This is a genomic window from Micromonospora sp. CNZ297, assembly GCF_007827625.1.
Map to the genome: position 1 here is coordinate 25,877 of NZ_VISU01000014.1, position 23,516 is coordinate 49,392.

Genomic DNA, 23,516 nt, shown 5'->3' on the forward strand with positions numbered 1-23,516 from the left:
GGCCGGACGGGACGTGTCGCGGCCGGACCGGCGGATCGCCGTCACGCCGCCAGGACGTGCCGCGGTCAGACCGGCGGGATGCCGGAGCGGCCGATGTCCGACATGTCGTCGCCGATCTCGGTCCGGGTGCCGGCCACCGGCCCGGCACCGGCCTCGGTCCGGTCCTCCACGCAGGCGTCGCCCAGCCCGTGCATCAGCTCCCCGACGACCGCGAGCGCCGAGCCCTTGTCCGGGCAGGGCGCCCCGGTGGCGAGCACCTGACCGTCGCCGCCGACGACCGTGAACCCCACACTGCCGTCGGCCTCGCTCTCGATGACGAACTTCACAGCGCTCCTCCCGCTCAGCTCAGCTCACGCCGTGCGTCTGCAACCACAGCTCCAGCAGGCCCAGTTGCCACAACTTGTTGCTGCCGGCGGCGGCCTGGGCCCGGTCCGGCTCGGCCAGCAGCTCGTCGACGTACGCCCGGCGGAACAGCCCGCGCCGGCGCGCCTCGGGCGCACCCAGCGCCTCGACCACCAACTCTCGCACGGGACCGTCGACGTTGCGCAGCGCCGGCACCGGGAAGTAGCCCTTGGGCCGGTCGATGACCTCGGCCGGCAGCACCTCGCGGGCCACGTCCTTGAGCACACCCTTGCCGCCCTGCGCCAGCTTGTGCTCCGGCGGGCACGCCGCGGCGAGCGTGACCAGGTCCTGGTCGAGGAAGGGCGTACGCACCTCCAGCCCCCACGCCATGCTCATGCTGTCCACCCGCTTGACCGGGTCGTCGGGCAGCATCAGGTGCGTGTCCAGGCGCAGCACCGCGTCCACGGCGGTCTGCGCGCCCGGCGCGGCCAGGTCCGCGGCGACCAGTTCGCCGGAGGCGTCACCGTCGCAGGCGTACGCCGGTTCGACCACCTCGGTCAGCTCGGCGTGGTCGCGGTCGAAGAACGCGGCGGTGAACTCGGCCGTCGCGTCCTCTCGGGACGAGCGGGCCAGCCGGTGGTGGTAGCCGTAGCCGGCGAACACCTCGTCGGCGCCCTGGCCGGACTGCGCCACCTTCACGTGCTTGGCGACCTGCTCGGAGAGCAGGTGGAACGCCACCACGTCGTGGCTGCCCATCGGTTCGGTCATGGCCGCCACGGTGGCGCGTACGGCCGGACCGAGATCGCCGTCGGCGAGCCGGATGCGGTGGTGGTCGGTGCCGAACGTGCGGGCCACCAGGTCGGAGTAGTGGAACTCGTCGCCGGTCTCGTCGCCGCGGCTGTCGAAGCCGATGCTGAACGTCTGGAGGTGGTGCTGTCCGGCGTCGTCGAGCAACGCCACGATCATGCTGGAGTCGAGCCCGCCGGAGAGCAGCACCCCGACCGGCACGTCCGCGACCAGCCGGCGGCGTACGGCGGTGCGCAGCGCGTCCCCGACGGCGGCCCGCCAGTCGGCGGCGTCCATGCCGTCGTGGGCCGGGTCGCGCCGGTACTCGGGCCGCCAGTAGACGCGCTCCCGGCTGCGCCCGTCGGCCTCGATCACCCGGACGGTCGCAGGCGGCAGCTTGCGTATCCCGCGCAGGATCGTGCGGGGCGCCGGCACGATCGAGTGCCAGGACAGGTAGTGGTGCAGCGCGACCGGGTCGATGCCGGTGTCGACGTCACCGCCGGCCAGCAGCGCCGGCAGCGTGGAGGCGAACCGGATCCGGCCGGGCGACTCGGCGAGGTAGAGCGGCTTGATGCCGAGCCGGTCGCGGGCCAGCACGAGGCGGCGGCGCCGCCGGTCCACCAGCGCGACCGCGAACATGCCGACCAGGTGGTCGACGAACCGCTCCCCCCACTGCGCGTACGCCACCAGGATCACCTCGGTGTCGCTGGTGCTGCGGAAGGTGTGCCCGGCCGCGCGCAGCTCGTCGCGCAGCTCCGGGTAGTTGTAGACGCAGCCGTTGAAGACCAGGGCCAGGCCGAGGTCGTCGCGGACCATCGGCTGGGCGCCGGCCTCGGACAGGTCGATCACTGTCAACCGTCGGTGTCCGAGGGTGATCCAGCCGTCACTCCACGTGCCCTCGCCGTCCGGGCCGCGTGAGCGCATGGCGGCGGTCATCCGGGTCACCGCGGCGGCGTCGGGGGCGGCCCCGTCGAATCTGGCCTCACCGCTGATCCCGCACATCTCAGCGTCCACCGGTCAGTCGGGGAGCACCCACCACGCCAACCTCCCGCCACGTCGTCTCCCGGGCGGTCCGCCGGGTACGGCGACTACCCGGCCTGTGGCGAAGGAAACCCGGATGGGCTGTTGGCGAGCCGGGCACGGCGCGCCGTCGTACGGTGGCGGTACGGGCCATGTCCCCGGGCGGTCCGGCCACGGGACGTGGCCAGGATCAACGACGCCTGCCAGGAGGACGTGTGTTCGCCAATTCCGAGGAACTCCTGCGATACCTCACCGACGAGGACGTGAAGTTCGTCGACGTACGTTTCTGTGACCTGCCCGGCGTGATGCAGCACTTCAACCTGCCGGTCGAGTCGTTCGACGACAGCGTGTTCACCGACGGTCTCGCCTTCGACGGCTCGTCGATCCGCGGTTTCCAGTCGATCCACGAGTCGGACATGCTGCTGCTGCCGGACGTGGCGACCGCGTTCGTGGACCCGTTCCGCACGCAGAAGACCGTCGCGTTGAACTTCTTCGTCCACGACCCGTTCACCCGGGAGGCGTACTCCCGCGACCCGCGCAACGTGGCGAAGAAGGCCGAGGCATACCTCGCCGCCAGCGGCATCGCCGACACCGCCTACTTCGGCGCCGAGGCGGAGTTCTACATCTTCGACTCCATCCGCCACGAGACCTCGGCACACCAGTCGTTCTACTACATCGACTCGATCGAGGGCGCCTGGAACAGCGGCCGGATCGAGGAAGGCGGCAACCGCGGCTACAAGACCGCGTACAAGGGCGGCTACTTCCCGGTGCCGCCGGTCGACCACTACGCCGACCTGCGCGACAGCATGGTCCGCCGGATGGTGGACGCCGGTTTCACCGTGGAGCGGTCGCACCACGAGGTGGGCACCGGCGGGCAGTCCGAGATCAACTACAGGTTCTCGACGCTGCTGCACTCGGCCGACGAGCTTCAGCTGTTCAAGTACCTGATCAAGAACGAGGCGTGGGCCGCCGGCAAGACCGCCACGTTCATGCCGAAGCCGCTGTTCGGTGACAACGGCTCCGGCATGCACACCCACCAGAGCCTCTGGCGCGGCGGCGAACCGCTGTTCTACGACGAGACCGGCTACGCCGGCCTGTCCGACACCGCCCGCTGGTACATCGGCGGCCTGCTGCACCACGCACCCTCGCTGCTCGCCTTCACCAACCCGACCATCAACTCCTACCGCCGTCTCGTCCCCGGCTTCGAGGCGCCGGTCAACCTGGTCTACTCCCAGCGCAACCGCTCCGCGTGCACCCGCATCCCGGTGACCGGCAGCAACCCGAAGGCCAAGCGCGTCGAGTTCCGGGTGCCGGACCCGTCGAGCAACCCGTACCTGGCGTTCTCCGCCATGCTCATGGCCGGCCTGGACGGCATCAAGAACAAGATCGAGCCGCCCGCGCCGATCGACAAGGACCTCTACGACCTGCCGCCGGAGGAGTGGGGCGACGTCAAGCAGGTCCCGGGCTCGCTGCCCGAGGCGCTGGCGGCGCTGGAGACCGACCACGACTACCTGCTCGACGGCGGGGTCTTCACCGACGACCTGATCTCCACCTGGGTCGACTGGAAGAACGCCAACGAGGTCGACCCGGTCCGGCTGCGCCCGACCCCGCACGAGTTCGCGCTCTACTTCGACTGCTGAGCCGTACCGCCACCGCCCCCGCCACCCGCGGGGGCGGTGGTCGGCGGAAACGGCCTCGGGCCGGCCCCCGCCCTCGTACCGTCGAGACATGACTCCGCCTCACGACGACACGCCGACCGTTCCGTGCCGGTGGAGCCGTCGGTGAGGCCGCGGCCCACCACCACCGCCACCACCACCCCGCAGATCCCCACCGTCCTGACCCTCGGGGTGGAAGAGGAGTTCCTGCTGCTGGACCCGGCCACCGGCGAGAGCATGCCGGTCGCCGACCGGGTACGCGGCGCGCTGTCCGGCACCGCCCGCGAGCAGAGCCGGCAGGAGTTCCGGCACAGCATGGTCGAGATGGTGACGCCGGTCAGTCCCGATCTCGGAGAGCTGCGGGAGCACCTGGTCACGCTGCGCCGGGCGGCCGCGCAGGCGGCAGGCGCGGCCGGGGCACGGCTGGTCGCCGTCGGTGCCACCCCGGTCTGCGAGGCCCACCGCACGGTGCCCGACGAGCAGCGCTACCACGACATGTCCCGCCGGTTCGGCCCGGTGGCCCACGACCCGGCGGTCTGCGGCTGCCACGTCCACGTCGGCGTGCCGGACCGGGAACTGGCAGTGCAGGTCTGCAACCACCTGCGCCCGTGGCTGCCGGTGGTGCAGGCGCTCACCGCGAACTCGCCGCTGCACGACGGGCGGGACACCGGCCACGCGAGCTGGCGCTCGATGCAGCTGGAACGGTGGCCGAGCATCGGACCGACACCGCACTTCGACTCCGCCGCCGACTACGACGCCACGGTGGCGGACCTGATCACCGCCGGGATCATGCTCGACGCCGCGATGGTCTACTGGTACGCCCGCCCGTCCGCGGCGTACCCGACGGTGGAGGTCCGGGTCGGCGACGTGTGCCCCACAGTCGACGACACGGTGCTGGTCGCCGGGCTGGTCCGGGCGCTCGTGGCCACCCTGATAGACGACGTCCGCGCGGGCGTGCCGGCACCCCGCATCCGGGACTGCCTGGTCGCCGCCGCGCACTGGCGGGCCGCCCACGACGGCGTCGACGGCAAGCTCGTGGACCTGCGCTCCGGTCGGCCCCGGCCGGCCTGGGACCTCGTCGACGACCTCGTCGTCACCGTCACGCCCGCGCTGGCCCGCCACGGTGACCTGGATCTGGTCCGGCGCGAGCTGGACCGGGTGCGCCGGGACGGCACCGGCGCCACCCGGCAACGACGGATCATGGCCGGGACCGACGGGGACGTCCGCGCCGTGCTGGCGCACCTGGCCGCACAGACCGTCTCGACGTGAGTCGATGACCTCCCCGGACCGGACCGGCGACCGGTCAGCGCAACCCGGCGAACAGGTCGTCCTCGGGTGTGGCCGCGCCGGTGGTGTCCCGCACCCGCACGAACGTCTCCATGCTCATCAGCTCGGTGAACCGCTCCTGCCCCAGGCGCAGGAAGAAGATGTTCTCCGCCTGGCTGGCGTGCGCGGCGAGCGAGGCGAACTTCTGCCCGCCGTAGCCGCTGGTGTCGACCCAGGTGGTGATCTCGTCGTCCGGCAGGCCCAGCGCCGGCATCTCGTCGGTCGCCTCCGGCTCGGGGAACTCCACCCCGATCTCCTTCATGACGGTGCCGAACTGCTGGAACGCGCTGCGCGGCACTGTGGTCCAGTAGACCTTGGCCGGAATGCCGGTCTGCTCCACAGCGGCCATGGTGATCCGGTGGGCCTGGATGTGGTCCGGGTGGCCGTAGAAGCCGTTCTCGTCGTAGGTGACCACCACGTCGGGGCGGTAGCGCCGGATCAGCTCGGCCAGCCGGTCGGCCGCCTCGGCCACCGGCGTGTTCCAGAACGCGCCGGGCGCGTCGTTCGTCGCCCAGCCCATCATCCCGGAGTCGCCGTAGTCGAGCGTCTCCAGGTGGGTGACCTTGAGCGCCTCGCAACTGGCGGCCAGCTCGGCGCGGCGCATCTCGACCACGGCCTTCGGGTCGTGCCCGGGGTCGCCCGGTTTGATCCCGCCGGGACCGTCGCCGCACCCCCCGTCGGTGCACGTCACGAGCACAGTGGTGACGCCCTCGGCCGCATAGCGCGCCAGGACGCCGCCGGTGCTCGTCGCCTCGTCGTCGGGGTGCGCGTGCACCGCCATCAGGGTCAGGGATCGATCGGTCACCCCGTCACCATACGAGCATCGGCCGACGAACTAGCATTGCCCGGTCCGCAGACGGCGACGGAAGCGAGGCGCGATGGGTTGGCTCCAGCGGTTGCTCGGTGGCGGACGGGTCGAACTGGACCCCGCACGTCAGCAGGAGCTGCTGCGGGACGTGCGGCGGTCCTACGGGGCGCACGCCCGCCTCCGGTTCCCGGAGCAGGCCGACGCGATCACCCGGCTGCTGTCCGATGACGACGGTCTCGTGGTGGCCGCCGGGATCGTCTGCGAGGCCGCCGACCAGGCGCACGCCGACCTCCAGGGCCAGGCGCAGGAGGTGTTCCGGCGCACCGGGCGGCGGCTGCTGGTGCACCGCCGCAACTACCGGCCCCTGTGGAAGGAGGCCGGGCCGGCGCTGCGCTGGCCGCTCGGCGCGCTACCCAGCGGGCTGCACCCGTACGCGCAGGTCAGCGCCGCCGTGGCGGTGGTCGGCGGGCGGGCCGACCGGCTGGACCGGGTGACCGACCTGCAGCCGTTCGTGACGCGCCTGTTCGAGGTGCTCGACCTGACCACCGCCGGCTGGGAGTTCGGCCGGGTGCGTGTGGACACCGACAGCGCGACGCTCGTGGAGCGGCTGATGGGCACCGGCGCGCGGGTGCTCGCGACGATGGACGACCCGCCCCGGCTGCCGCCGGCGGTACGGGAGATGATGCGCCGCAATCACCGCATCGCCGTGTACGACCCGGCCGGTCCCCGCGTGGTCGGCGAGCTGAACCTGGGCGCGCGGCTGCGCGAGACGCTGCTGGCCTGACCGGCGGCACGCCCCGCCCCGGCCGGGTGGCCGAAGCGGGGTGCGTCGGTGCTCAGGTGGTCGTGCAGGTGAGGTTCGCCGGCGGGTTGTTGCTGCCGTTGACGGCACCGATGAAGCCGAACGTGGTGGAGCCGCCGGCCGGCACCGAACCGTTGTAGTCGACGTTGCGCACCGTCACGTTCGCGCCGTTCTGGGTGTGCGTGCCGCTCCAGATCTGGTTGATCACCTGCCCGTTCGGGAACGTCCAGGAGACCGTCCAGCCGCGGATCGCGGTGGCGCCGGCGGTCACCGTGACCTCGGCCTGGAAGCCACCGGACCACGAGCCGGTGATCGCGTACGTGGCACGCGCGCCGGACGGCGCCGGGGAGCTGGTGGTGGGCGCCGGGCTCGGCGTCGTACTCGATGTGGGTGTGACGGTCGGGGTCGGCGACGGCGTCACGCCGGGCCGGGCCGCGCGGTAGGTGTGCCCGGCGCGGACGGTGAGCGCGACGACGTCGGACTCCGGCCGGGTGGTGGCGGGTGTGCTGCCGTCGGTGACGTCGGCGAGGGTGAAGCTCCCGGTGAACAGCCGGGACCGCAGTCGCAGCGTGCCGTCGCGGTCGGCGCGGACGGTGATCTCGTCGGCCTGGCCGCTGCTCCAGGTCAGCGACACCGTGTAGCCGCCCCGGCCGCGCAGGCCCGCGACCTGCCCGGCGGGCCAGGCGGTCGGCAGCGCGGGCAGCAGGTGCAGCTCGCCGGTGTGGCTGTGCAGCAGCATCTCGGCGATGCCCGAGGTGGCGCCGAAGTTGCCGTCGATCTGGAACGGCGGGTGCAGGTCGAACATGTTCGGCGCGAGCCGGTCGGTGCGCACCAGGTCGCGCAGGAGCTTGTGGGCGCGGGCGCCGTCCTCCAGCCGCGCCCAGAAATTGATCTTCCAGGCGAGGGACCAGCCGGTCCCGTCGTCGCCCCGCAGCTCCAGCGTCCTGCGGGCGGCCTCGTACAGCGCCGGGGTGCCGCGCCTGGTGATCTGGTTGCCGGGATGCAGCCCGTACAGGTGGGAGACGTGCCGATGGGTGCGTTCGGTCTCGACCCAGTCGGCCAGCCACTCCTGCACGTTCCCCCGCGAGCCGACGCGGCTCGGCGGCAGCCGGTCCCTGGCGGTGCGCACCTGAGACCGGAAGGTGGTGTCGACGCCGAGCACCTCGCTGGCCCGGGCCGCGGCGTCGAACAGGTCGCGCAGGATCTGGTTGTCCATCGTCGGGCCGGCGCAGACGCTGGCGTTCGCGTGGTGCGCCAGCTCCGGCGAGTTCGACGGGTTCGTCACCAGGTAGCCGAGCGTCGGGTGGGCGACCAGGGTGTCGAGGAAGAACTGGGCGGCGCCCTTGAGCGCCGGGTAGTTGGCCTGCAGGAAACCGCTGTCGCCGGTGAACAGGTAGTGGTCCCAGATGAGCGTGCTCAGCCAGGCCCCGCCGGTCTGCCACATGCCCCAGAACGCGCCGTCCACGACCGACGCGCCCCGCCAGGCGTCGGTGTTGTGGTGGGTGACCCAGCCGCCGGCGCCGTACTGCGCCTGGGCGACCCGCGCGCCGGTCACGGTGAGGTCCTTGACCATGTCGAAGACCGGCAGGAAGCACTCGGACAGGTTCGTGGTGTCGGCCGGCCAGTAGTTCATCGGCAGGTTGGCGTTGACCGTGTACTTCGAGTCCCAGGACGGCGTCAGCGAGTCGTTCCAGACGCCCTGGAGGTTCGCCGGCTGGGTGCCCGGCCGCGACGAGGAGATCAGCAGGTACCGACCGAACTGGAACAGCAGCGCGGCGAACTGCGGGTCGTTGGTGCTCGCGTGCTGCGCGATCCGTACGTCGGTGGGCTGGTCGGCGGCGGCCGTGCGGCCCAGGTCGATCGTGACCCGGTCGAACAGCGCCTGGTAGTCGGCGCGGTGGCGGGTGCGGAGCTGGTCGACGGCGACGCTCTTGGCGGCGTTCAGCCGGTTGCGGGCGATGCCCTGGTAGTCGCCGTTGACGGTGCGGTAGTTGACGTAGCTGGACCCGATCGAGACCAGGACCGTCACGCTGGTGGCGCCGGACACCCGCAGCGTGCCGCCGGAGCTGCTGACCGTGCCGCCGGTGACGGCGGCGTTCGCCAGCGCGAGGAACCGCACCGAGCCGGTGACCCCCTCCATCGAGCCGGAGACGCCGTCGAGCGCGATGGTCGCGCCGTCCGGGCTGGACACGGTGGTCCGCTGCGGGCTGTCGAACGCGGCGGAGAACGTGATCGCGTTCGCGCGGTCGGCGGTCAGCCGGAGCACCATGACCTGGTCGGGCGCGCTGGCGAACATCTCCCGCTGGTACCAGACGCCGCCCTGCACGTACGTGGTGGTGACGGTGGCGGTGGTGAGGTCGAGCGTCCGGTTGTACTGCGTCGCCCCGCTCGCCGAACCGAAGGCGAGCCGGAGGTCGCCGACGGTCTGGTACGCGAGCTGACCACCCGGGCTGCCCATCATGGTCTGGTTGATCAGGTCCTGGGCCGAGGTCCACTGGTCGGCGAAGACCCGACGCCGGATCTCGGCCAGGTTGGCCGCGCCCCTGGTGTTCGCCGAGTCGTACGGGCCGCCGGCCCAGACGGTGTCCTCGTTGAGCTGGAGCCGTTCGGTGTCGACGTTGCCGAACACCATCGCGCCGAGCCGCCCGTTGCCGATCGGCAGGGCACGCAGCCAGTCGGTGCCGGCCGGTTCGTCGTACCAGAGTGCCAGGTCGTTCGCGGCCAGCACCTGTGGTGGCGCCGCCGAGCCGGCGCGTGCGGCGGCGCTCCAGGCGGCCGGCACCAGCGCGGCACCGGCCCCGGCCGCGCCGGCCTTGAGGATGTTCCTTCGGGTCACGTCGGACATGGTCTTCTCCTCGCAGGCGGGTCGGATGGTGGTGCGGCCGGTGCGCGGGCGGGCCGGCGTCGGCCCGCCCGCGCACCGGGTGCGGTGGCTACCTCGCGCAGGCGACGCCGTTGAGGGTGAACGCCGCCGGTGCGGCCGTGTTGCCGGTGTGGTTCGCCTGGAAGCCGAGGCTGACCGAGGCGCCGGCCGCGATGGTGGAGTTGTAGGAGACGTTGCGGGCGGTCACCTGACCGGACCCGGGCGAGTAGGTGGCGTTCCAGCCGGAGGTGATGGTCTGCCCGCCCGGCAGGGTGAAGACCAGCGACCAGCCGTTGATCGCGCTGCCGCCGGTGTTGGTGAGGGTGAGGTCTTCGGTCAGGCCGGTGTTCCAGGCGTTCACCGTCGCGGTGACCTTGCAGGCGACGCCGGACGGCGGCGGGGTGGTCGGCGCGGGCGTGGTGGGCGGCGGCGTCGTGCTCTGGAACTGGGTGAAGAACTGCCACGTCTCCCCCGGCAGCCAGGTACGCGAGCCGCTGTCACCCGGCGCGCCGTCCTGCGGGGCGGCGATGTGCCCCTCGTCGAAGGCCGCCCACACCACCGGGTACCCCGCCCGGCAGCCCGTGTACGTGGTGGTGCGGTGGCTCAGGCTGCCCTGGCCCGGCTCGGGCGGGTTCTGCGTGGCGCAGCCGTTGTTGCGGACGAACCGGTCGCGCATCGTCCGCCCGCCGGCGATGCCGAGGACGCCGTCGCGGATGCCGTGCGCGGCGAAGTACGCGATCGGCTGCGTGCCGCCGCTGCATCCGCTGAGCTGGCCGCCGGCGTAGACGGCCACCGCCCGGAAGACGGTGGGCCGGGCGCAGGCGACCGCGTAGCTCATGGCGCCGCCGTAGCTGAACCCGAGCGCGAAGCGCTGGCTGGTGTCCACACACAGGCCGGCGTCGACACGGCGCAGGATGTCGTCGACGAAGGTGATGTCCTCGCCGCCGGCGTTGGCCCAGCCGTTGTTGAGCCCCTGCGGCGCGACGAAGATGGTGCTGTTGTTCGCCAGCCGCTGCAACCCGTAGTACGACCACACGTCGCGTTGGACGGTCTGACCGGTGGCGACGTCGGTGGCGGTGCCGCCGCGCCAGTGGAAGCCGACGACCAGCCGGTACTGGCGGTTGACGTCGTAGCCGTCGGGCACCCGCAGGATGAACGTGCGGTTCTTGCCGCTGCTGGTGACGGTGTGCGTCCCGCTGGCCAGCGTCGGGGCCTTCCCGCAGCCGGCCGTCGCGGCCGCCGCGCCGGCGTCCGCGGCCCGGGCGCTGCCGCCCAGTGAGCCGCCGACCATGGCGGCGCCCATGCCCAGGGCCAGCAGGATCGCGGCGGTGACCGACCCGGCTCTCGTTCTGCGCTTCGACATCTGAGGTCTCCTCCGGTGATGGTGGGGTGGGCCGGTCTAGCGGAACTGCCACCAGTTGACGTTGAGCAGGTAGCCGCTGCCGCCGGCGAAGCGCAGGAACACGTCCTGGGTGCCGGTGGCGCCACTGACCGGGCAGGTGACCGTGGTCCACGTCTGCCAGCCGCCGGTGCCGCCGACGACGCAGGTGCCGGCCACGGCGCCGGTGGGGCTGCCCAGCCGCACCTCGATCCGGCCGCCGGCCGTCGCCGAGGCCACCCGGGCGGTGAACGAGCCGGCGCCGGCGCCGAACGCGACGCCCTTGACCTTGATGTAGTCGCCGTTCTCGATCCAGCCGACGTTCATCCCGCCCTCGCTCGACGGTTCCGTCTCGACGCCGGCGGACCAGGCGATCGTCTCCGCCTCCTGGCGCACGTACGGGTTGAGCGTGCCGACCTGCGGTGCGCCGGCGCTGGTCATGTTGATCGTCGGGATGGTGCCGTCGGAGCGGTAGCTGAACTTCTCCACCGCCACGGACCGGGTGAAGCCGCCGCCGCCCGGCAGCGCGCCGTTGTGGTAGAAGAAGTACGAGCCGCCGTTGAAGTCGATGATCGAGGCGTGGTTGGTGAAGCTGCCGCCCTGGCGGGGCATGATCGTGCCGCGGTAGGTCCACGGACCGGTCGGGCCGGGTGCAGTGGAGTAGCCGATGAACTCCGAGCAGCACTCGGCCGCGAAGACGTTGTAGTAGGTCCCGTTGCGCTTGTAGACCCAGGGCCCTTCCTCGTACAGCGTGGGACGGCTGGTGTTCCCGCTGCGGGCGCCGAAGCCCGCTGTGGTCAGCGGGATCTGGGTCGGGCCGCCGGAGAACGACACCATGTCGGCGTTCAGCCGCACGTACCAGAGGTTCGGGTTGCCCCAGTACAGGTACGCCTGCCCGGTGTCGTCGACGAAGGCGTGCGGGTCGATCTCACCGTTCTCCACCAGCGGACGGCCGATGGCGTCCCGGAACGGGCCGGTCGGGCTGTCGGAGACACCGACGCCGATCGCCATCCGGCCGGTGGCCCGGTTCTTGACCGGGACGTACCAGTAGAAGCGGCCGTTGCGGTAGACGGTCTGGCCGGCCCACGCGTCGGCGCTGGCCCAGCTGAAGGTGGCCAGGTTCATCGGCGAGCCGTGGTCGGTCCAGTTGACCATGTCGGCCGACGAGTAGACCCGCCACTCCTTCATGGTGAAGTAGGTCGAGCCGTCCTCGTCGTGGCCGGTGTAGAGGTAGACCCGGCCGTTGTGCACCAGCGCCGCCGGGTCGGCCGTGTAGATGGTCTGGACGACGGGGTTGTCCGCGTGGGCGACAGCAGGCGTCAGCGCGACCGCGCAGAGCATGCTCGCGAACAGCGCGACGCCGCGTCGCAGGAGTCTTCTGGTCATGACGGCCTCCTCGGTCAGGGCGTGATGCGGAAGGTGGCGTCCTGGCGGTCGCTCGCGCTCGACGCCGAGCCGAGTGGGTCGATCCGCAGCAGGTAGTTGGCGTGCCGCAGGTAGCGGTCCGGGAAGTTGTGCGACCGGAACGACGTCCACGAGGCGTCGGCGAGTCCCGCGGTGCGGTGGAAGGTGGCGTCCGCCCGGAACGTGGCCGACCCGTCGTTGGGGTCGAGGCGGATGGCGTAGTTGCTGTGCCGCAGAAAGCTGCCCGGCCGGTTCACCGACTCGAACGACACGGCGGCGGGGTCGGCCAGGCCGGCCACCATCCGCCACATCTGGTCCTGGTAGGGATCGAACGGGTACGCGTCGACGCGGCCGACCCCGTTGCTGTGCCGTACCACGTGGTCGGGCAGGTTCGACGACTTGAGCCGGACCCAGTTCGGGGTGCCCCACCGGGAGATCATCGCGTTGTACTCGGCGTCGCTGATCCCGACGATCGAGCCGTGCTTGGCGTTCAGCGGCGGCGTGTAGTCGCGCTGGTTGAGCGCGGTCCACGAGTTGCCGCCGATGTTCGAGGTGGACCAGATGTAGTAGTCGGCGTTGACCGGGCTGAACGAGTCGCCCCAGAGCCGCCAGCCGCTGCCGTCGTTGTTCTTGACCAGCAGTGGCGCCTCGATCGCGTTGCCCTGCCGCAGTCCACTGGTGTACGTGGTGAAGCTGTTCGGCGCGCCGGTCGAGGAGCGGGCGCCGTGCAGCAGGCCGGTGGACAGGTTCTTGAAGTAGAGGTACGTGGTGCCACCGTCGACGACGACGTCACCGTCGAGCACCCCGAAGCCGGGGCTGAAGAACACCTGCTGCGGGCCGACTGTGATGAAATCGCTTGTGTAGTTGACCATCAGCACGTCGCCGCCGCTGTTGCAGGAGTAGACGATGCCGTACTGGCCGCGGCCGGCGTCCCAGAACGCCGTGGGCGCCCAGGTGTGCGAGCTGGGCAGCGTGTGCATCCGGATCCGGCGGTAGCCGGTGAGAGCGGTGAGGTCGGTCGAGTCCCACACGTGCAGGTACTGGCTGTTCAGGCCGAAGTTGGTGCCCTTGAGATCGGTGGCCAGGATGACGAACCTGCCGTCCCGCTTGCGGAACACGAACGGATCCCGCAGGCCCATCTGCCCCTGCGTCGGAGTGACCACCGGGTTGTTCTGGTTCAGCGGCGTCCAGTTCAGACCGTCCCGGCTCACCGCCAGGTGCAGCCCGTAGTCCGCGCCCTGGAAGTTCGGCGTCTCGGTGAAGTAGGCCATCGCGTACGCGGTGTTCGCCGCCCACGCCACGCCGGGAAGGCCGGTGACCGACGCCGCGGTGAGTGCGCCGGATGCGGCCACGGCCTTGATGAGTGCTCGTCGACTGATCGCCACGGATCGGAACCCCTCTGCCGCCACGCTCGTGCGCGTGGATGGGTGGGACGTGATGACGCGGGCCGGACCGGCGTCTGATGTCGGCAGGAAGGGCTGGTGTTAGCGCTAACAGGATGCTGCCCAGGCATCCTTTCCGTACGCGCTCCGCCACCCCACCGGCGCCGGGCTCCCGTCCGTGCGCCGCATCTGCCTATATGGACTCTCATGGATGGAGGCGTCGGCCGTCAAGATGTGACGAACAGGTTTCGCGAAAGTTCCCGCGGAAAGCCGGAGATCCACGACCCGACCCGGCGAAGTCATCCGGGGCGCGAAATGTTATCGATAACCTTTCGCGGGCGGTCTGAGCGGCCCGTACTCGCCCTCGCGCCGCAGCCATAGACTTCCCTCGTGATCGAAGAAGGACCGCGGCCGCACCTGCGCAAGCCCCGGCGCGGTGACCTGCCCCTCGCGACGATCGCCGAACTCGCCGGGGTGTCCCCACCCACCGTCTCCAAGGTCCTCAACGGCCGGCGCGGGGTGGGCGAGCAGACCCGTCAGCGGGTGGAAGCCCTGCTCCGCGACCACGGCTACCGGCGACGGCAGACCACCGGCGCGGCCCTCTGCGTCGAGGTGGTCTTCCACCGGATGCTGTCCTCGATCGCCATGCAGATCCTGCGCGGCGTCCAGGAGGTCGCCGCCGCCCACGACCACACCGTCGGCTTCACCGACGTGCACCGGCTCGTGTCGGCCGGGCTGCCCTGGGCGGAGCAACTGCTGGTGCGGCAGCCGACCGCCGTCATCACGGCGTTCGCCCTGGTCACCGCCGAGGACGGCGAACGGTTCGAGGCCGACGGGATACCGCTGGTCGCCATCGACCCGACCGGCGACCTGTTCCCCACCCCCGCCGTCGGGTCCAACAACTGGAGCGGCGCGCTCGCCGCCACCCGGCACCTGCTCGAACTCGGCCATCGCCGGATCGGCGTGATCACCGGACCGGTCCGGGACCTGTCCGCGCGCGCCCGGCTGGACGGGTTCCACGCCGCGCTGGACTACGCCGGTGTCCCGTTCGACCAGAGCCTCGAACAGCGGGGCGTGTTCACCTTCGAGGACGGCCGCGACCTCGGCGCTCAGCTGCTCGCCCGGCCCGACCCGCCGACCGCTGTCGTCTGCGGCGACGACCTGCAGGCGATGGGCGTCTACGCGGCGGCCCGGGACGCCGGTCTGCGGATACCGGAGGATCTCAGCGTGGTGGGCTTCGACGACGTCGAGCAGGCGGCCTGGCTCGCGCCACCGCTGACCACGGTGCGGCAGCCGTTCGCCGAGATCGGCGCCACGGCCGCCCGGCTCGCCCTGACCCTGGCCGACGGCCGCGCCCCGGCCCAGGAGCGGTACGAACTCGGCACCACTCTCGTGGTGCGGGCCAGCACCGCGCCGCCGTCGCGATGACCCCCGGCGGTCCTACCCCACCCGCACCGCGGCGTCCCGCATCAGCACTCCCCCACCCGTGCGCTCGACCCGGCGCGCCGAGCGGGGCGCGGGCACGGCCGGCCGGCCCACCCGGGCCACGTGCACGATCCGCTCCGGCGCCACGTCCAGCAGCGTGCCGAGCGCGTCCCGGGTGGCGGCCACGTCGACGAGCTGACTGAGCGGATGCGCGGCCAGCCCGGCCGTGTGCAGCGTCAGCCACATCCGCATGAGCACGCGTCCGAACTCGACCTGCCCGGCCGCGTCCAGACCGGGCGGCGCGACGAGCGCCAGCACCCCGCCGCCCTGCGCCAGCGGGTCACCGCCCGCGGCGGCGAGCAGCCGGGGCAGCCCCAGCGGGCGCAACGCCGGGTACGCCGCGAGCGCCGCCCGCAGTCCGGTGGCAGTGGCCCGGCCCAGCCCGAGGCACCTGTCACTGAGCCCGTCCGCCCGGTAGCGCGGGCCCGACCGGTCCAGGCGCAGCCAGCGGCGCAGCTCCGCGACCACCGCCGGGTCGGCGTACACCTGCCGGTCGGCCGTGCGCAGCAGCGCGCGCAGCCGCCCGGCCGCCGGCACGGCACGGACCGCGCCACCGGCCCGCCGGGCGACCGCGTCCACGGCCGCGACCACGTCGGCGTCCGGCCCGGCGGTGAACCGGCCCCGGTGGGTACGCCGGTCCCACACGTCGGCGGTGCGGAACGGCGTCCGGTACGGCTGCCGTCCCGGCCGCAGCCGCCCCACCCGCCGGTCGGACTCGTCGTGGTCGGCGGCCCAGTCCAGCCGCAGCCCCGCGTCGGCGGCGACGATCAGGCAGGTCTCCACGAACGCGCCCAGCGACAGCCGCAGGTCGCGCCCGGTCGGGTCGCCCGCGGGAAGCGCGTCGGCCGGATCCCAGCCGACGGTGATCGCCCAGCGCTCGTAGCGCAGCCGCCACGGCTGGGTGTTGTGTGCGCTCGGCGCCCGCCAGCACAGCGGCTCCAGCGCGTGGAACGCGGCGAGGTCCATGCTCACCGCTCCCTGGCGTAGAACGTGTAGCCGTGCAGCGGGCGCCCGCCGAGGCGTCGGTACTGGGCCGCCGACGCCGGGTTGTCCCGCCCGACGTACGTGCTGCGCAGCGCCGTGTAGCCGCCGTCGTGCAGGTTGTGGTGCAGGTGCGCGGAGAGCAGCCGCTGGTAGCCGCGCCCCTGGAACTCCGGCACCACGCCCTTGACGATCAGCACCGCCTCCCGCCGGTACCGGCGGCGGGTGGCCAGCAGCCGCAGCTGGTTGACCGGGTTCAGGTCGCCGCGGACCGCGACCAGGAAGTCGCTGATGTCCGGCACGCAGAGCACGAACGCCACCGGCCGCCCGTCGCGGGTCAGGTAGAGCAGGAGCGACTCGTCCAGCAAATACGCCAGGCCGTCGGTCTGCCGCCGCAGCTGCGCCGCGGAGATCGGCGTGTAGTAGCCGAGCTGGGCGAAGGAGTCGTTGAGCATCCCGCGCAGCAGGTCGAGCTGCTCGTCGAGCCGCCGCGTGTTCCCCCGGTGCAGTTCCAGCCGCGCGCCGTCGGGCTGGACCCCCAGCGCGGGCGGCGGCTCGACCGGCGGCGGGACCGGGCAGATCCACGTATCGGAGACGAACCGCCCGGTGAACCCGTTCTCCTCGTACGCGTCCGGGTAGTACGGCGGGTTCCACGCGCTGTCCACGAAACCCCGGTCGGCGTACCCGGAGGTGATCACGCCGCCGGCCTGGTTGGGCAGCAGCGCCACCGGCCCGAACAGCAGGTCCCGGCCGGGCGTCGCGTACGCGCCGATCGCGTCGAACAGCGGCCGGGCGGCCGGCGCGGTGAACTCGGTGAGCCCGAACAGCTGGCAGCGGCGCCCCATCTCGGCGTCGAAGTCCGCGTCGGTGTGCAGCGTGGTCCGCCCGACCACGGCGCCGGTGGCGTCGCGCAGCACGTACATCGGCACGCCGTCGCGCCACCAGCGGCGGATCTGCTGCCGGGGCGTCGGCACGTACCGGGGCTCGTCGGCGTACAGCCGGTCGGTGAGGGCGAGGAAGTCGCGCAGGCCGCGCCGGCCGGTCACGCGCTCGAACCGGTGGCCGGTCACCGGCGCACCGCCGGTCCGGTCGTCTCCGCGCCCAGCGGCGTGAACCGCTCGATGTGGCCCATCGCGCCGTCCTCGGCCCGCCACGCGCCGTTGGAGTAGCCGTCCGGGGAGGCGGTGTAGAGCCGGATGAACCCGGCGGTGGCGTTGCGGTCGCCGTCGGTCAGCCACATCATCAGCTTGCGGTGGTGCCGGGTCCGGGCGAAGCGCAGCAGCGCGTCCCGGTCGGTGAAGAACGCGATCGTGCCGAGCGTCAGCGGGAACTGCCAGTAGACGGTGTGCCAGCAGTAGCCGGACATCCGGCGCATGTCGCGCACCATCCGGATCCAGTCGGGGGCCAGGCGCAGCAGCACCAGCGGGTTCGCGTACCGGGTGCCGCCGATGAACATGGCGCCGGCGCGGGCCTGCGCGGGGGCGCGGGAGAAGTCACGGGTACGCATCGCTCACCTCACCAGGTAGACGTTCTTGAGCTTCTGCATGTCGGCGAACGGGCCGCCGTCCGGTTCGTGCAGCTCGACCCGCAGGTCGCCGGCGGTCGGGTCCTCCACCAGGGACTGCGCGAAGTCCCGCGACACCGAGGTCAGGTGCGCGCGTACCCCGTCGCGGCAGGCGTCGGCGAGCGCCGCGCGTGCCGCGGCGTCCAGCGGACGGCGCAGCTCGACGTGGATCACCGGCCGGGTCTCCAGCGCCGCGTCCTCGTGCAGCGTGAGACAGAACCTGTTGATCTCGGCGGCGTACGGGTTGCCGGTGTAGAGGCCGTACTCGACGTCCTGCGGGTAGAGGTTCGCGCCCAGGTAGGACACGGTGGAGTCGCTGCGGCCGAACAACAGCAGCAGCGGCAGCGTCATCCGCTCCTCGGACACCGCGGTACGGAACTCGGCGCGGCGTACCGGGTCGGCGTTGGCCAGCTCGACGATCCGCCGGTACGGCACCAGCAGCGCCTCGTCGCCGACGTTGTAGCGCAGCCGGGGCTGGAGCATGTGCGGGCTGGCCACAGTGCAGAGCAGTTCCCGCCGCTCGTTCGTCTCCAGGTAGGTGGCGAACGGGTTGTACTGGAACACCATCGGCAGCCGCTGCTCGCCGCGGCCGAGCAGTTCCGCGCGCAGTCCCGCATCGGTGCGCAGCCGCCGCCGCAGCCACACCGTGAACCGGGTCTCCGCACCGATGCCGATGGTCAGGTCCGACGCCCCGTACGCCGAGCGCACCCGCACGAACCGCTGCTCCAGGTAGTCGCGCAGTGCCTCGGTCATCCCCTCGCCGCCGCAGCTGGCGAAGATCCGGTACCGCGACCACTGGAAGTCCTCGGCGTCGAGCCGGTCCCGCAGGTGCTTGAGGAACGGCGGGTACGCGGTCACCAGGTAGTCGTGGCCGGGACCGAACTCGCGCAGCGTGTCGACGATCTTCCCGAGGTCCGGGCCGGTGTTCTTCACAGTCGCGATCCGGGCCATCGCCGCGCCGGTGGTGGTGCCGGTCGCCCAGGCGCCCATCGAGTACGCGTTGATCACGAACGGCCGGCGCATCGGGAACGCCAGTCCGGTGTAGCCGGCGATGTCCCGGTGCACCGCCCGTAGTTCCCGCTCGCCGCGTGGCCAGTTGAACGGCCGCCCGGACGAGCCGGCCGACTCGTCGACCACCACGCCCCGATCCGGCATCCGCCCGTCCCGGCAGCGGGCGGAGGCGTCGTACGCCATGACGTACCCGCGCTTGTCGGTCTCCGGGAAGTCCCGCAGCCGGCGGCGCAGGCCGCCCGGGCGGGCCCGCAGGAACGCCTGGTAAGCCGGCACCCGCCGGGCGGCCCGCACGCAGGTCGACCGCGCGTTCGCGGCGGCGAGCCGGTCGAGGACCGGGTGGTGGCGCCGGGCCAGCCAGCGCCAGCCGGCGGGGTGGTGGGCGACGAGCCGGGCCAGCGCGGCGACCGCGCGGCCGGCGGGGGCCAGCGCGGCCTCGGCGGGCAGGGGCGTGTCGACGGTACGTGCAGCGGCGTGTCGGTGCAGCGTCTCGGCCATGACAAGCATCCTGTCGACGCCGCCGCGCCCGCACATGAGCGACGGGACGGTACTGCGCTGAGTACGCGTACCCAGTCACCGCCGGATGGCGAGCCGAGCTCGTCATCATTACCGCCAGTCACCATCGCGACACATCTCTAGCCCGCCGCCGGGGGCCGGTGAAGACTCCGCCGCATGGAGAACGTGGAGCGTGAGCGCACGAACGAGCGCTTCGAGAAGGTGGCCGAGGAGACCTCGGAGACCGTGACCCACGCGGCCACGGTGCTGGAGGAGGAACTCGCGGCGGGGCTGGCCGGCGCACGGCGACTCGAGGAGAAGCTGACCGAGAGCCGCCGGGTCGACCCGGAGGCGTTCGACGAACTGGTCGCGCGGGTCCGCACCGACGGGCACGCCCTCATCGACACCGTGGTCGGGCAGTTGAAGATGGCCGACGACCAGCGCGGCGAGGTGATCCGGCGGTACACGTCGGACGCGCACGACGCCCTGGACACCGTACTCAATCTGGCGCGGCTGGCCCCCGAGGTCGCAAACGGTCTCGCGGACCGGCTGGCGTCGCCGGCCCCGAAGCGGCCGACGGACCGGTAGCCGCGCGATGGCGCCGACCACCGGGGTGGCCGGCGGGCACGTGGAACGGATGCTGGAGCGCTATCGCGGGCTCGCCCTCGGCGCGCTGCTCGACGACGTGCCCGACGGCGGCCCGCGATACCTCTACGACCTGGTCGCGGAGTACCCACGGCGGTGGGGCAAGGGGCTGCGCGCCGCGCTGTGCCTGGCCACGTGCCGGGCGTTCGGCGGCGGCGACGCGGTGGGCCTCAACGCCGCCGTGACTGTGGAGCTGTTCCACAACGCCTTCCTCATCCACGACGACATCCAGGACTCCAGCGAGCAGCGGCGCGGCGGGCGGACGCTGCACGCCGAGTACGGCGTGGGCGTGGCCCTGAACGTCGGCAACATGACGAACCTGCTGGCGTTGCGACGGTTGGCGGCGAATCGGGCGGCGCTCGGCTCCGGGATCGCCTGGCGGCTGTTCACCGAGACCGAGCTGATGATGCGCCACTCGCTGGAGGGTCAGGCGATCGAGATCGGCTGGATCCGCGACAACGTGTGCGACCTGGACGCGGACGACTACTACCGGATGTGCCTGAAGAAGACGTCCTGGTACACGTGCATCTACCCGTGCCGCACCGGGATCCTCGCGGCGACCGGCCGAGAGAACGCCGTCGACGTGCTGGACCGGTACGGCTGGTACCTGGGTGCGGCGTTCCAGATCCAGGACGACGCGCTCAACCTGACCGGCGACTACGCCCGGTACGGCAAGGAGATCGCCGGTGACCTGTGGGAGGGCAAGCGCACGCTGATCCTGATCGACTTCATGCGGCGGTGCACGCCGGAGGAACGCGAACGGCTCGTGCGGTTGCTGAGCCGTACCCGGGCGCAGCGCACCACCGCCGAGGTGCGCTGGCTGCACGGGCGGCTGCTCGCGTACGACTGTGTGGAGTCGGCGCGGCGCAGCGCCCGGGATCTCGCGCTGGCCGCCCGGCGCGAGGGTGAGCGGGCGCTCGGCGACGCTGCCGACACCGAGGACGGCCGTTTCCTGCTGGAGCTGACCGACTACGTGGTGGAACGCGCCCGTTAGCCGCCCAGGATCCCGCGCAACCAGGTGAGCTGTTCGCGCTGGTGTTCGGCCTCGCCGCCCTCGTGGTCGTTGAACTCGTACACCCGCACGTCCTTGTCGCCGCCGTAGCGGTGGTAGGCGGCGAAGCATGTCGACGGTGGGCAGACCTGGTCCCGCAGGGCGATCGAGAACAGCGCCGGCGCGGTCGCGCGGGGCGCAAGCACCGCGGCGTCCAGGTAGGACAGGGTGCGGAACACCTGGTCGGCGCGGTCGCGGTGCAGCGCGAGGTAGTCGACGACCTCGGCGTACGGGCTGTCCGGGCCGGCGACGCGCACGCCCCGGCGGATGTCGCACAGGAACGGCACGTCCGGCATGACGGCGGCGACGTCCGGGCACAGCGCGCCGGCGGCGAGAGCGAGGCCGCCGCCCTGGCTGAAGCCGGTGACCGCCACCCGCGCGGGGTCGACGGCGGGGTGCCGCCGGGCGGCCTCGGCGAAGCGCACCGCGTCGGTGATGAGCCGCCGGTAGTAGTGGTCGGCCGGGTCGGCGACGCCCCGGGTGAGGAAGCCGGGCACGGTGCCGGCCGGGTAGGGGTGCGGGTCGGGCGTGCCGCCGGTGGCGGCGCTCCAGCCCTGGCCCCGGCTGTCCATGATCAGGTGCGCGAAGCCCGCCGCCGCCCAGAACAGCTTCTCGTGCGCCAGGCCGCGGCCCCGGCCGTAGCCGAGGTACTCGACCAGGCAGGGCAGCGGCCCGTCGGCCCCGGCGGGCAGGTGCAGCCATCCGCGCACCGGCTCGCCGCCGAAGCCGGGGATCCTGGCCGCGTACGTCCGGATCTGGGTCAGGCCGGTGTCGACCGGCTCGTAGACCGCCGCCTCCGGGTCGCCGCCGCCGTCGAGGGTGCGCGACCAGAACGCGTCCAGGTCCGCCGGCACGTCCAGCTCCGGCCGGTACGCGAGGCAGCCGGCCAGGTCGAGGTCGGTCAGCGGCACGACGCGGCCTCCTGCACGGCGGCGGCGAACCAGCCGGTGATGGTGCTCGGGTGGGTGATGGCGGTGCCGACAACGACCGTCCACGCGCCCGCCCGCAGCGCCTGCGCGGCCTGCTCGGGCGTGTGGATGCGCCCCTCGGCGACCACCGGGACGTCCACCGCGGCGGCGAGCCGGGCGACCAGGTCCAGGTCCGGTCCGTCGCCCTTGGTGGTGTACGCGGTGTACCCGGCGAGCGTGGTGCCGACCAGGTCGGCGCCGGCGGCGGCCGCCGCGATGCCCTCGTCCAGCGTGGAGCAGTCGGCCATCACCAGCGCGCCGGTGCGCTCGTGCACGGCCGCGATCGTGTCGGCGAGGGTGCGGCCGTCGGGCCGGGGCCGGGACGTGCCGTCGAGCGCGACGACGTGCGCCCCGGCGTCGGCGACGGCGAGCGCGTGCTCCAGCGTCGGGGTGATGAAGACGTCGTCGTCGCCGTCCTTCCAGAGCCCGATCAGCGGCAGGTCCACCGCCGCGCGGATGGCGGCGATGTCAGCCAGTCCCTGGGCGCGGATGCCGGCGGCGCCGCCCCGGGCGGTGGCGAGCGCGACCCGGCGCATGGTGTCCGGGTCGCGCATGGGCTCACCCGGGTACGCCTGGCAGGAGACGACCAGGCGGTCACGGAGCTGGTCGACGAGCGCGTTCATGAGACCTTCCAGGCGAGCGAGGCGGCGCCGAGCAGCGGCGCGTCGGGGCCGAGGGTGGAGGCGAGCACGGGCACGCCGGCCAGGCCGGGCAGCGTCTCGGCGCGCACCGCGTCGCGCAGCGCCCGCCACCACGGCTCACCGAGGCCGGTGACGCCGCCGCCGATCACCACGGCGGCGGGGTCGAGCACGTTGACCAGGCCGCCGACGGCGGAACCGGCAGCCGAGCCGCCGAGCCGGACGACCTCCCGGGCCGCCTCGTCGCCGTCCGCGGCGAGCGCGGCGACGGCCCGCAGGTCGGCCACCGGCCGGCCGGTACGCCGGACGTACTCGGCGGTGAGTGCGGGACCGGCGGCGATCGCCTCCAGGTGCCCGCGCCCGCCGCACGTGCAGGCAAGCGTTCCGGCGTACGGGGACGGCTGGTGCCCGGCGTGCCCGGCGGCGCTGTGCGCACCGGCGAGCACCGAGTCGCCGAGGACGAACGACGCTCCGACGCCGGTGCCGACGGCGACGTAGAGCACTGTGTCGTACCCGGCGGCGGCGCCGTGACGCGCCTCGCCCAGCGCGTGGGCGTGCACGTCGTTGATCACGGTGACCGGCACGCCCAGGCGCCGGCTCAGGTCGCCGCGCAAATCCGTGCCGGTCCACCCGGTCAGCACGTCGGTGGCGGACAGCACCAGGCCGGAGCCGCTGTCGATGACTCCGGCGCTGCCGACGCCGAGCGCCCGTACGACGCCCGGTGCGTCCGCCCGCAGCTTCTCCACCAGGCCGGCGGCGGTGTCGAGCACCGCGGCGGCGCCGGAGCGACCAGGCGTCGGCGCGGTGCGCCGGCCGACGACCTCTCCCCCGGCGGTGACCAGGGCGGCGGTGGTCTTGGTGCCGCCGATGTCGAGCGCGGCGACCAGACCGGTCGTGCTCACCTCGGGCATG

At 72.7% G+C, this 23,516-nt stretch carries 20 protein-coding genes; 6 read left to right on the forward strand and 14 right to left on the reverse strand.

The genetic code is table 11. From position 1 onward, the window contains the following. Positions 1–65: 65 nt before the first annotated feature. Both FB454_RS22675 and FB454_RS22680 read right to left on the reverse strand, forming a co-directional pair. Positions 66–326 carry a YegP family protein gene (locus FB454_RS22675; RefSeq protein ID WP_013285859.1) on the reverse strand — a complete coding sequence of 87 codons (261 nt, stop codon included), beginning with the start codon at positions 324–326 and terminating at the stop codon, positions 66–68. A gap of 19 nt (positions 327–345) precedes the next feature. Further along, on the reverse strand, positions 346–2,130 hold the full coding sequence (locus FB454_RS22680; RefSeq protein ID WP_145823476.1) for an N-acetylglutaminylglutamine amidotransferase: 1,785 nt from the start codon (positions 2,128–2,130) through the stop codon (positions 346–348). Between the two features lie 233 nt (positions 2,131–2,363). Here FB454_RS22680 and glnA point away from each other — a divergent pair, with 233 nt between their 5' ends. Both glnA and FB454_RS22690 read left to right on the forward strand, forming a co-directional pair. Further along, positions 2,364–3,788 carry a type I glutamate--ammonia ligase gene (gene glnA / locus FB454_RS22685; RefSeq protein ID WP_145823436.1) on the forward strand — a complete coding sequence of 475 codons (1,425 nt, stop codon included), beginning with the start codon at positions 2,364–2,366 and terminating at the stop codon, positions 3,786–3,788. Positions 3,789–3,929: 141 nt separating this feature from the next. Beyond that, positions 3,930–5,072, forward strand: coding sequence for a glutamate--cysteine ligase (locus FB454_RS22690; protein WP_145823437.1), 1,143 nt, complete (start codon positions 3,930–3,932; stop codon positions 5,070–5,072). Positions 5,073–5,106: 34 nt separating this feature from the next. On the opposite strand, the gene FB454_RS22695 is transcribed toward FB454_RS22690, so the two are convergent. Further along, on the reverse strand, positions 5,107–5,934 hold the full coding sequence (locus FB454_RS22695) for a PIG-L family deacetylase (protein ID WP_013285855.1): 828 nt from the start codon (positions 5,932–5,934) through the stop codon (positions 5,107–5,109). Between the two features lie 73 nt (positions 5,935–6,007). Between FB454_RS22695 and FB454_RS22700 the strand changes: the two genes are divergently transcribed. After that, the gene (locus FB454_RS22700) at positions 6,008–6,721 is read left to right on the forward strand and encodes a hypothetical protein (RefSeq protein WP_145823438.1); all 714 of its coding nucleotides are present in this window, start codon (positions 6,008–6,010) and stop codon (positions 6,719–6,721) included. Between the two features lie 52 nt (positions 6,722–6,773). Here the strand turns inward: FB454_RS22700 and FB454_RS22705 are convergent, their stop codons facing one another. From FB454_RS22705 to FB454_RS22720, 4 genes are all read right to left on the reverse strand, one after another. Continuing rightward, a complete protein-coding gene (locus FB454_RS22705) occupies positions 6,774–9,584 on the reverse strand; it encodes a glycosyl hydrolase family 95 catalytic domain-containing protein (RefSeq protein ID WP_145823439.1) in 2,811 nt (936 codons plus the stop codon). Positions 9,585–9,672: 88 nt separating this feature from the next. Continuing rightward, positions 9,673–10,965, reverse strand: a complete 1,293-nt coding sequence (locus tag FB454_RS22710) for a CE1 family esterase (protein WP_013285852.1) — start codon at positions 10,963–10,965, stop codon at positions 9,673–9,675. A gap of 36 nt (positions 10,966–11,001) precedes the next feature. Then, complete coding sequence (locus tag FB454_RS22715) at positions 11,002–12,366, reverse strand: glycoside hydrolase family 43 protein (RefSeq protein ID WP_013285851.1); 1,365 nt, start codon at positions 12,364–12,366, stop codon at positions 11,002–11,004. Between the two features lie 14 nt (positions 12,367–12,380). Further along, a complete protein-coding gene (locus FB454_RS22720; RefSeq protein WP_145823440.1) occupies positions 12,381–13,769 on the reverse strand; it encodes a glycoside hydrolase family 43 protein in 1,389 nt (462 codons plus the stop codon). Between the two features lie 387 nt (positions 13,770–14,156). Here FB454_RS22720 and FB454_RS22725 point away from each other — a divergent pair, with 387 nt between their 5' ends. After that, a complete protein-coding gene (locus FB454_RS22725; protein WP_013285849.1) occupies positions 14,157–15,194 on the forward strand; it encodes a LacI family DNA-binding transcriptional regulator in 1,038 nt (345 codons plus the stop codon). Positions 15,195–15,206: 12 nt separating this feature from the next. On the opposite strand, the gene FB454_RS22730 is transcribed toward FB454_RS22725, so the two are convergent. From FB454_RS22730 to FB454_RS22745, 4 genes are read right to left on the reverse strand one after another with little or no spacing between them, the layout of a single operon-like run. Then, the gene (locus FB454_RS22730; protein ID WP_145823477.1) at positions 15,207–16,217 is read right to left on the reverse strand and encodes a nitroreductase family protein; all 1,011 of its coding nucleotides are present in this window, start codon (positions 16,215–16,217) and stop codon (positions 15,207–15,209) included. A 2-nt stretch (positions 16,218–16,219) separates the two neighbouring features. Further along, positions 16,220–17,302, reverse strand: a complete 1,083-nt coding sequence (locus FB454_RS22735) for a GNAT family N-acetyltransferase (protein WP_145823441.1) — start codon at positions 17,300–17,302, stop codon at positions 16,220–16,222. Beyond that, positions 17,299–17,739 carry a hypothetical protein gene (locus FB454_RS22740; protein ID WP_013285846.1) on the reverse strand — a complete coding sequence of 147 codons (441 nt, stop codon included), beginning with the start codon at positions 17,737–17,739 and terminating at the stop codon, positions 17,299–17,301. The genes FB454_RS22735 and FB454_RS22740 overlap by 4 nt, the downstream gene beginning before the upstream one ends. A 3-nt stretch (positions 17,740–17,742) precedes the next feature. Next, positions 17,743–19,305: a phenylacetate--CoA ligase family protein gene (locus FB454_RS22745; protein ID WP_145823442.1), complete on the reverse strand. Its 1,563-nt coding sequence runs from the start codon at positions 19,303–19,305 to the stop codon at positions 17,743–17,745. Positions 19,306–19,479: 174 nt separating this feature from the next. On the opposite strand from FB454_RS22745, the gene FB454_RS22750 reads away from it, so the two are divergent. Beyond that, positions 19,480–19,890 carry a hypothetical protein gene (locus FB454_RS22750; protein ID WP_013477142.1) on the forward strand — a complete coding sequence of 137 codons (411 nt, stop codon included), beginning with the start codon at positions 19,480–19,482 and terminating at the stop codon, positions 19,888–19,890. Between the two features lie 7 nt (positions 19,891–19,897). Beyond that, the gene (locus FB454_RS22755) at positions 19,898–20,941 is read left to right on the forward strand and encodes a polyprenyl synthetase family protein (RefSeq protein WP_145823443.1); all 1,044 of its coding nucleotides are present in this window, start codon (positions 19,898–19,900) and stop codon (positions 20,939–20,941) included. Here the strand turns inward: FB454_RS22755 and FB454_RS22760 are convergent. From FB454_RS22760 to FB454_RS22770, 3 genes are read right to left on the reverse strand one after another with little or no spacing between them, the layout of a single operon-like run. Continuing rightward, complete coding sequence (locus tag FB454_RS22760; RefSeq protein WP_145823444.1) at positions 20,938–21,909, reverse strand: acetylxylan esterase; 972 nt, start codon at positions 21,907–21,909, stop codon at positions 20,938–20,940. The two genes, FB454_RS22755 and FB454_RS22760, sit on opposite strands and share 4 nt — an antisense overlap. Next, positions 21,900–22,589, reverse strand: coding sequence for an N-acetylmannosamine-6-phosphate 2-epimerase (locus tag FB454_RS22765; RefSeq protein ID WP_030268955.1), 690 nt, complete (start codon positions 22,587–22,589; stop codon positions 21,900–21,902). Before FB454_RS22765 ends, FB454_RS22760 begins: the two co-directional genes overlap by 10 nt. Continuing rightward, positions 22,586–23,515, reverse strand: coding sequence for an ROK family protein (locus tag FB454_RS22770; protein ID WP_145823445.1), 930 nt, complete (start codon positions 23,513–23,515; stop codon positions 22,586–22,588). Before FB454_RS22770 ends, FB454_RS22765 begins: the two co-directional genes overlap by 4 nt. Between the last annotated feature and the right edge of the window lies 1 nt (position 23,516).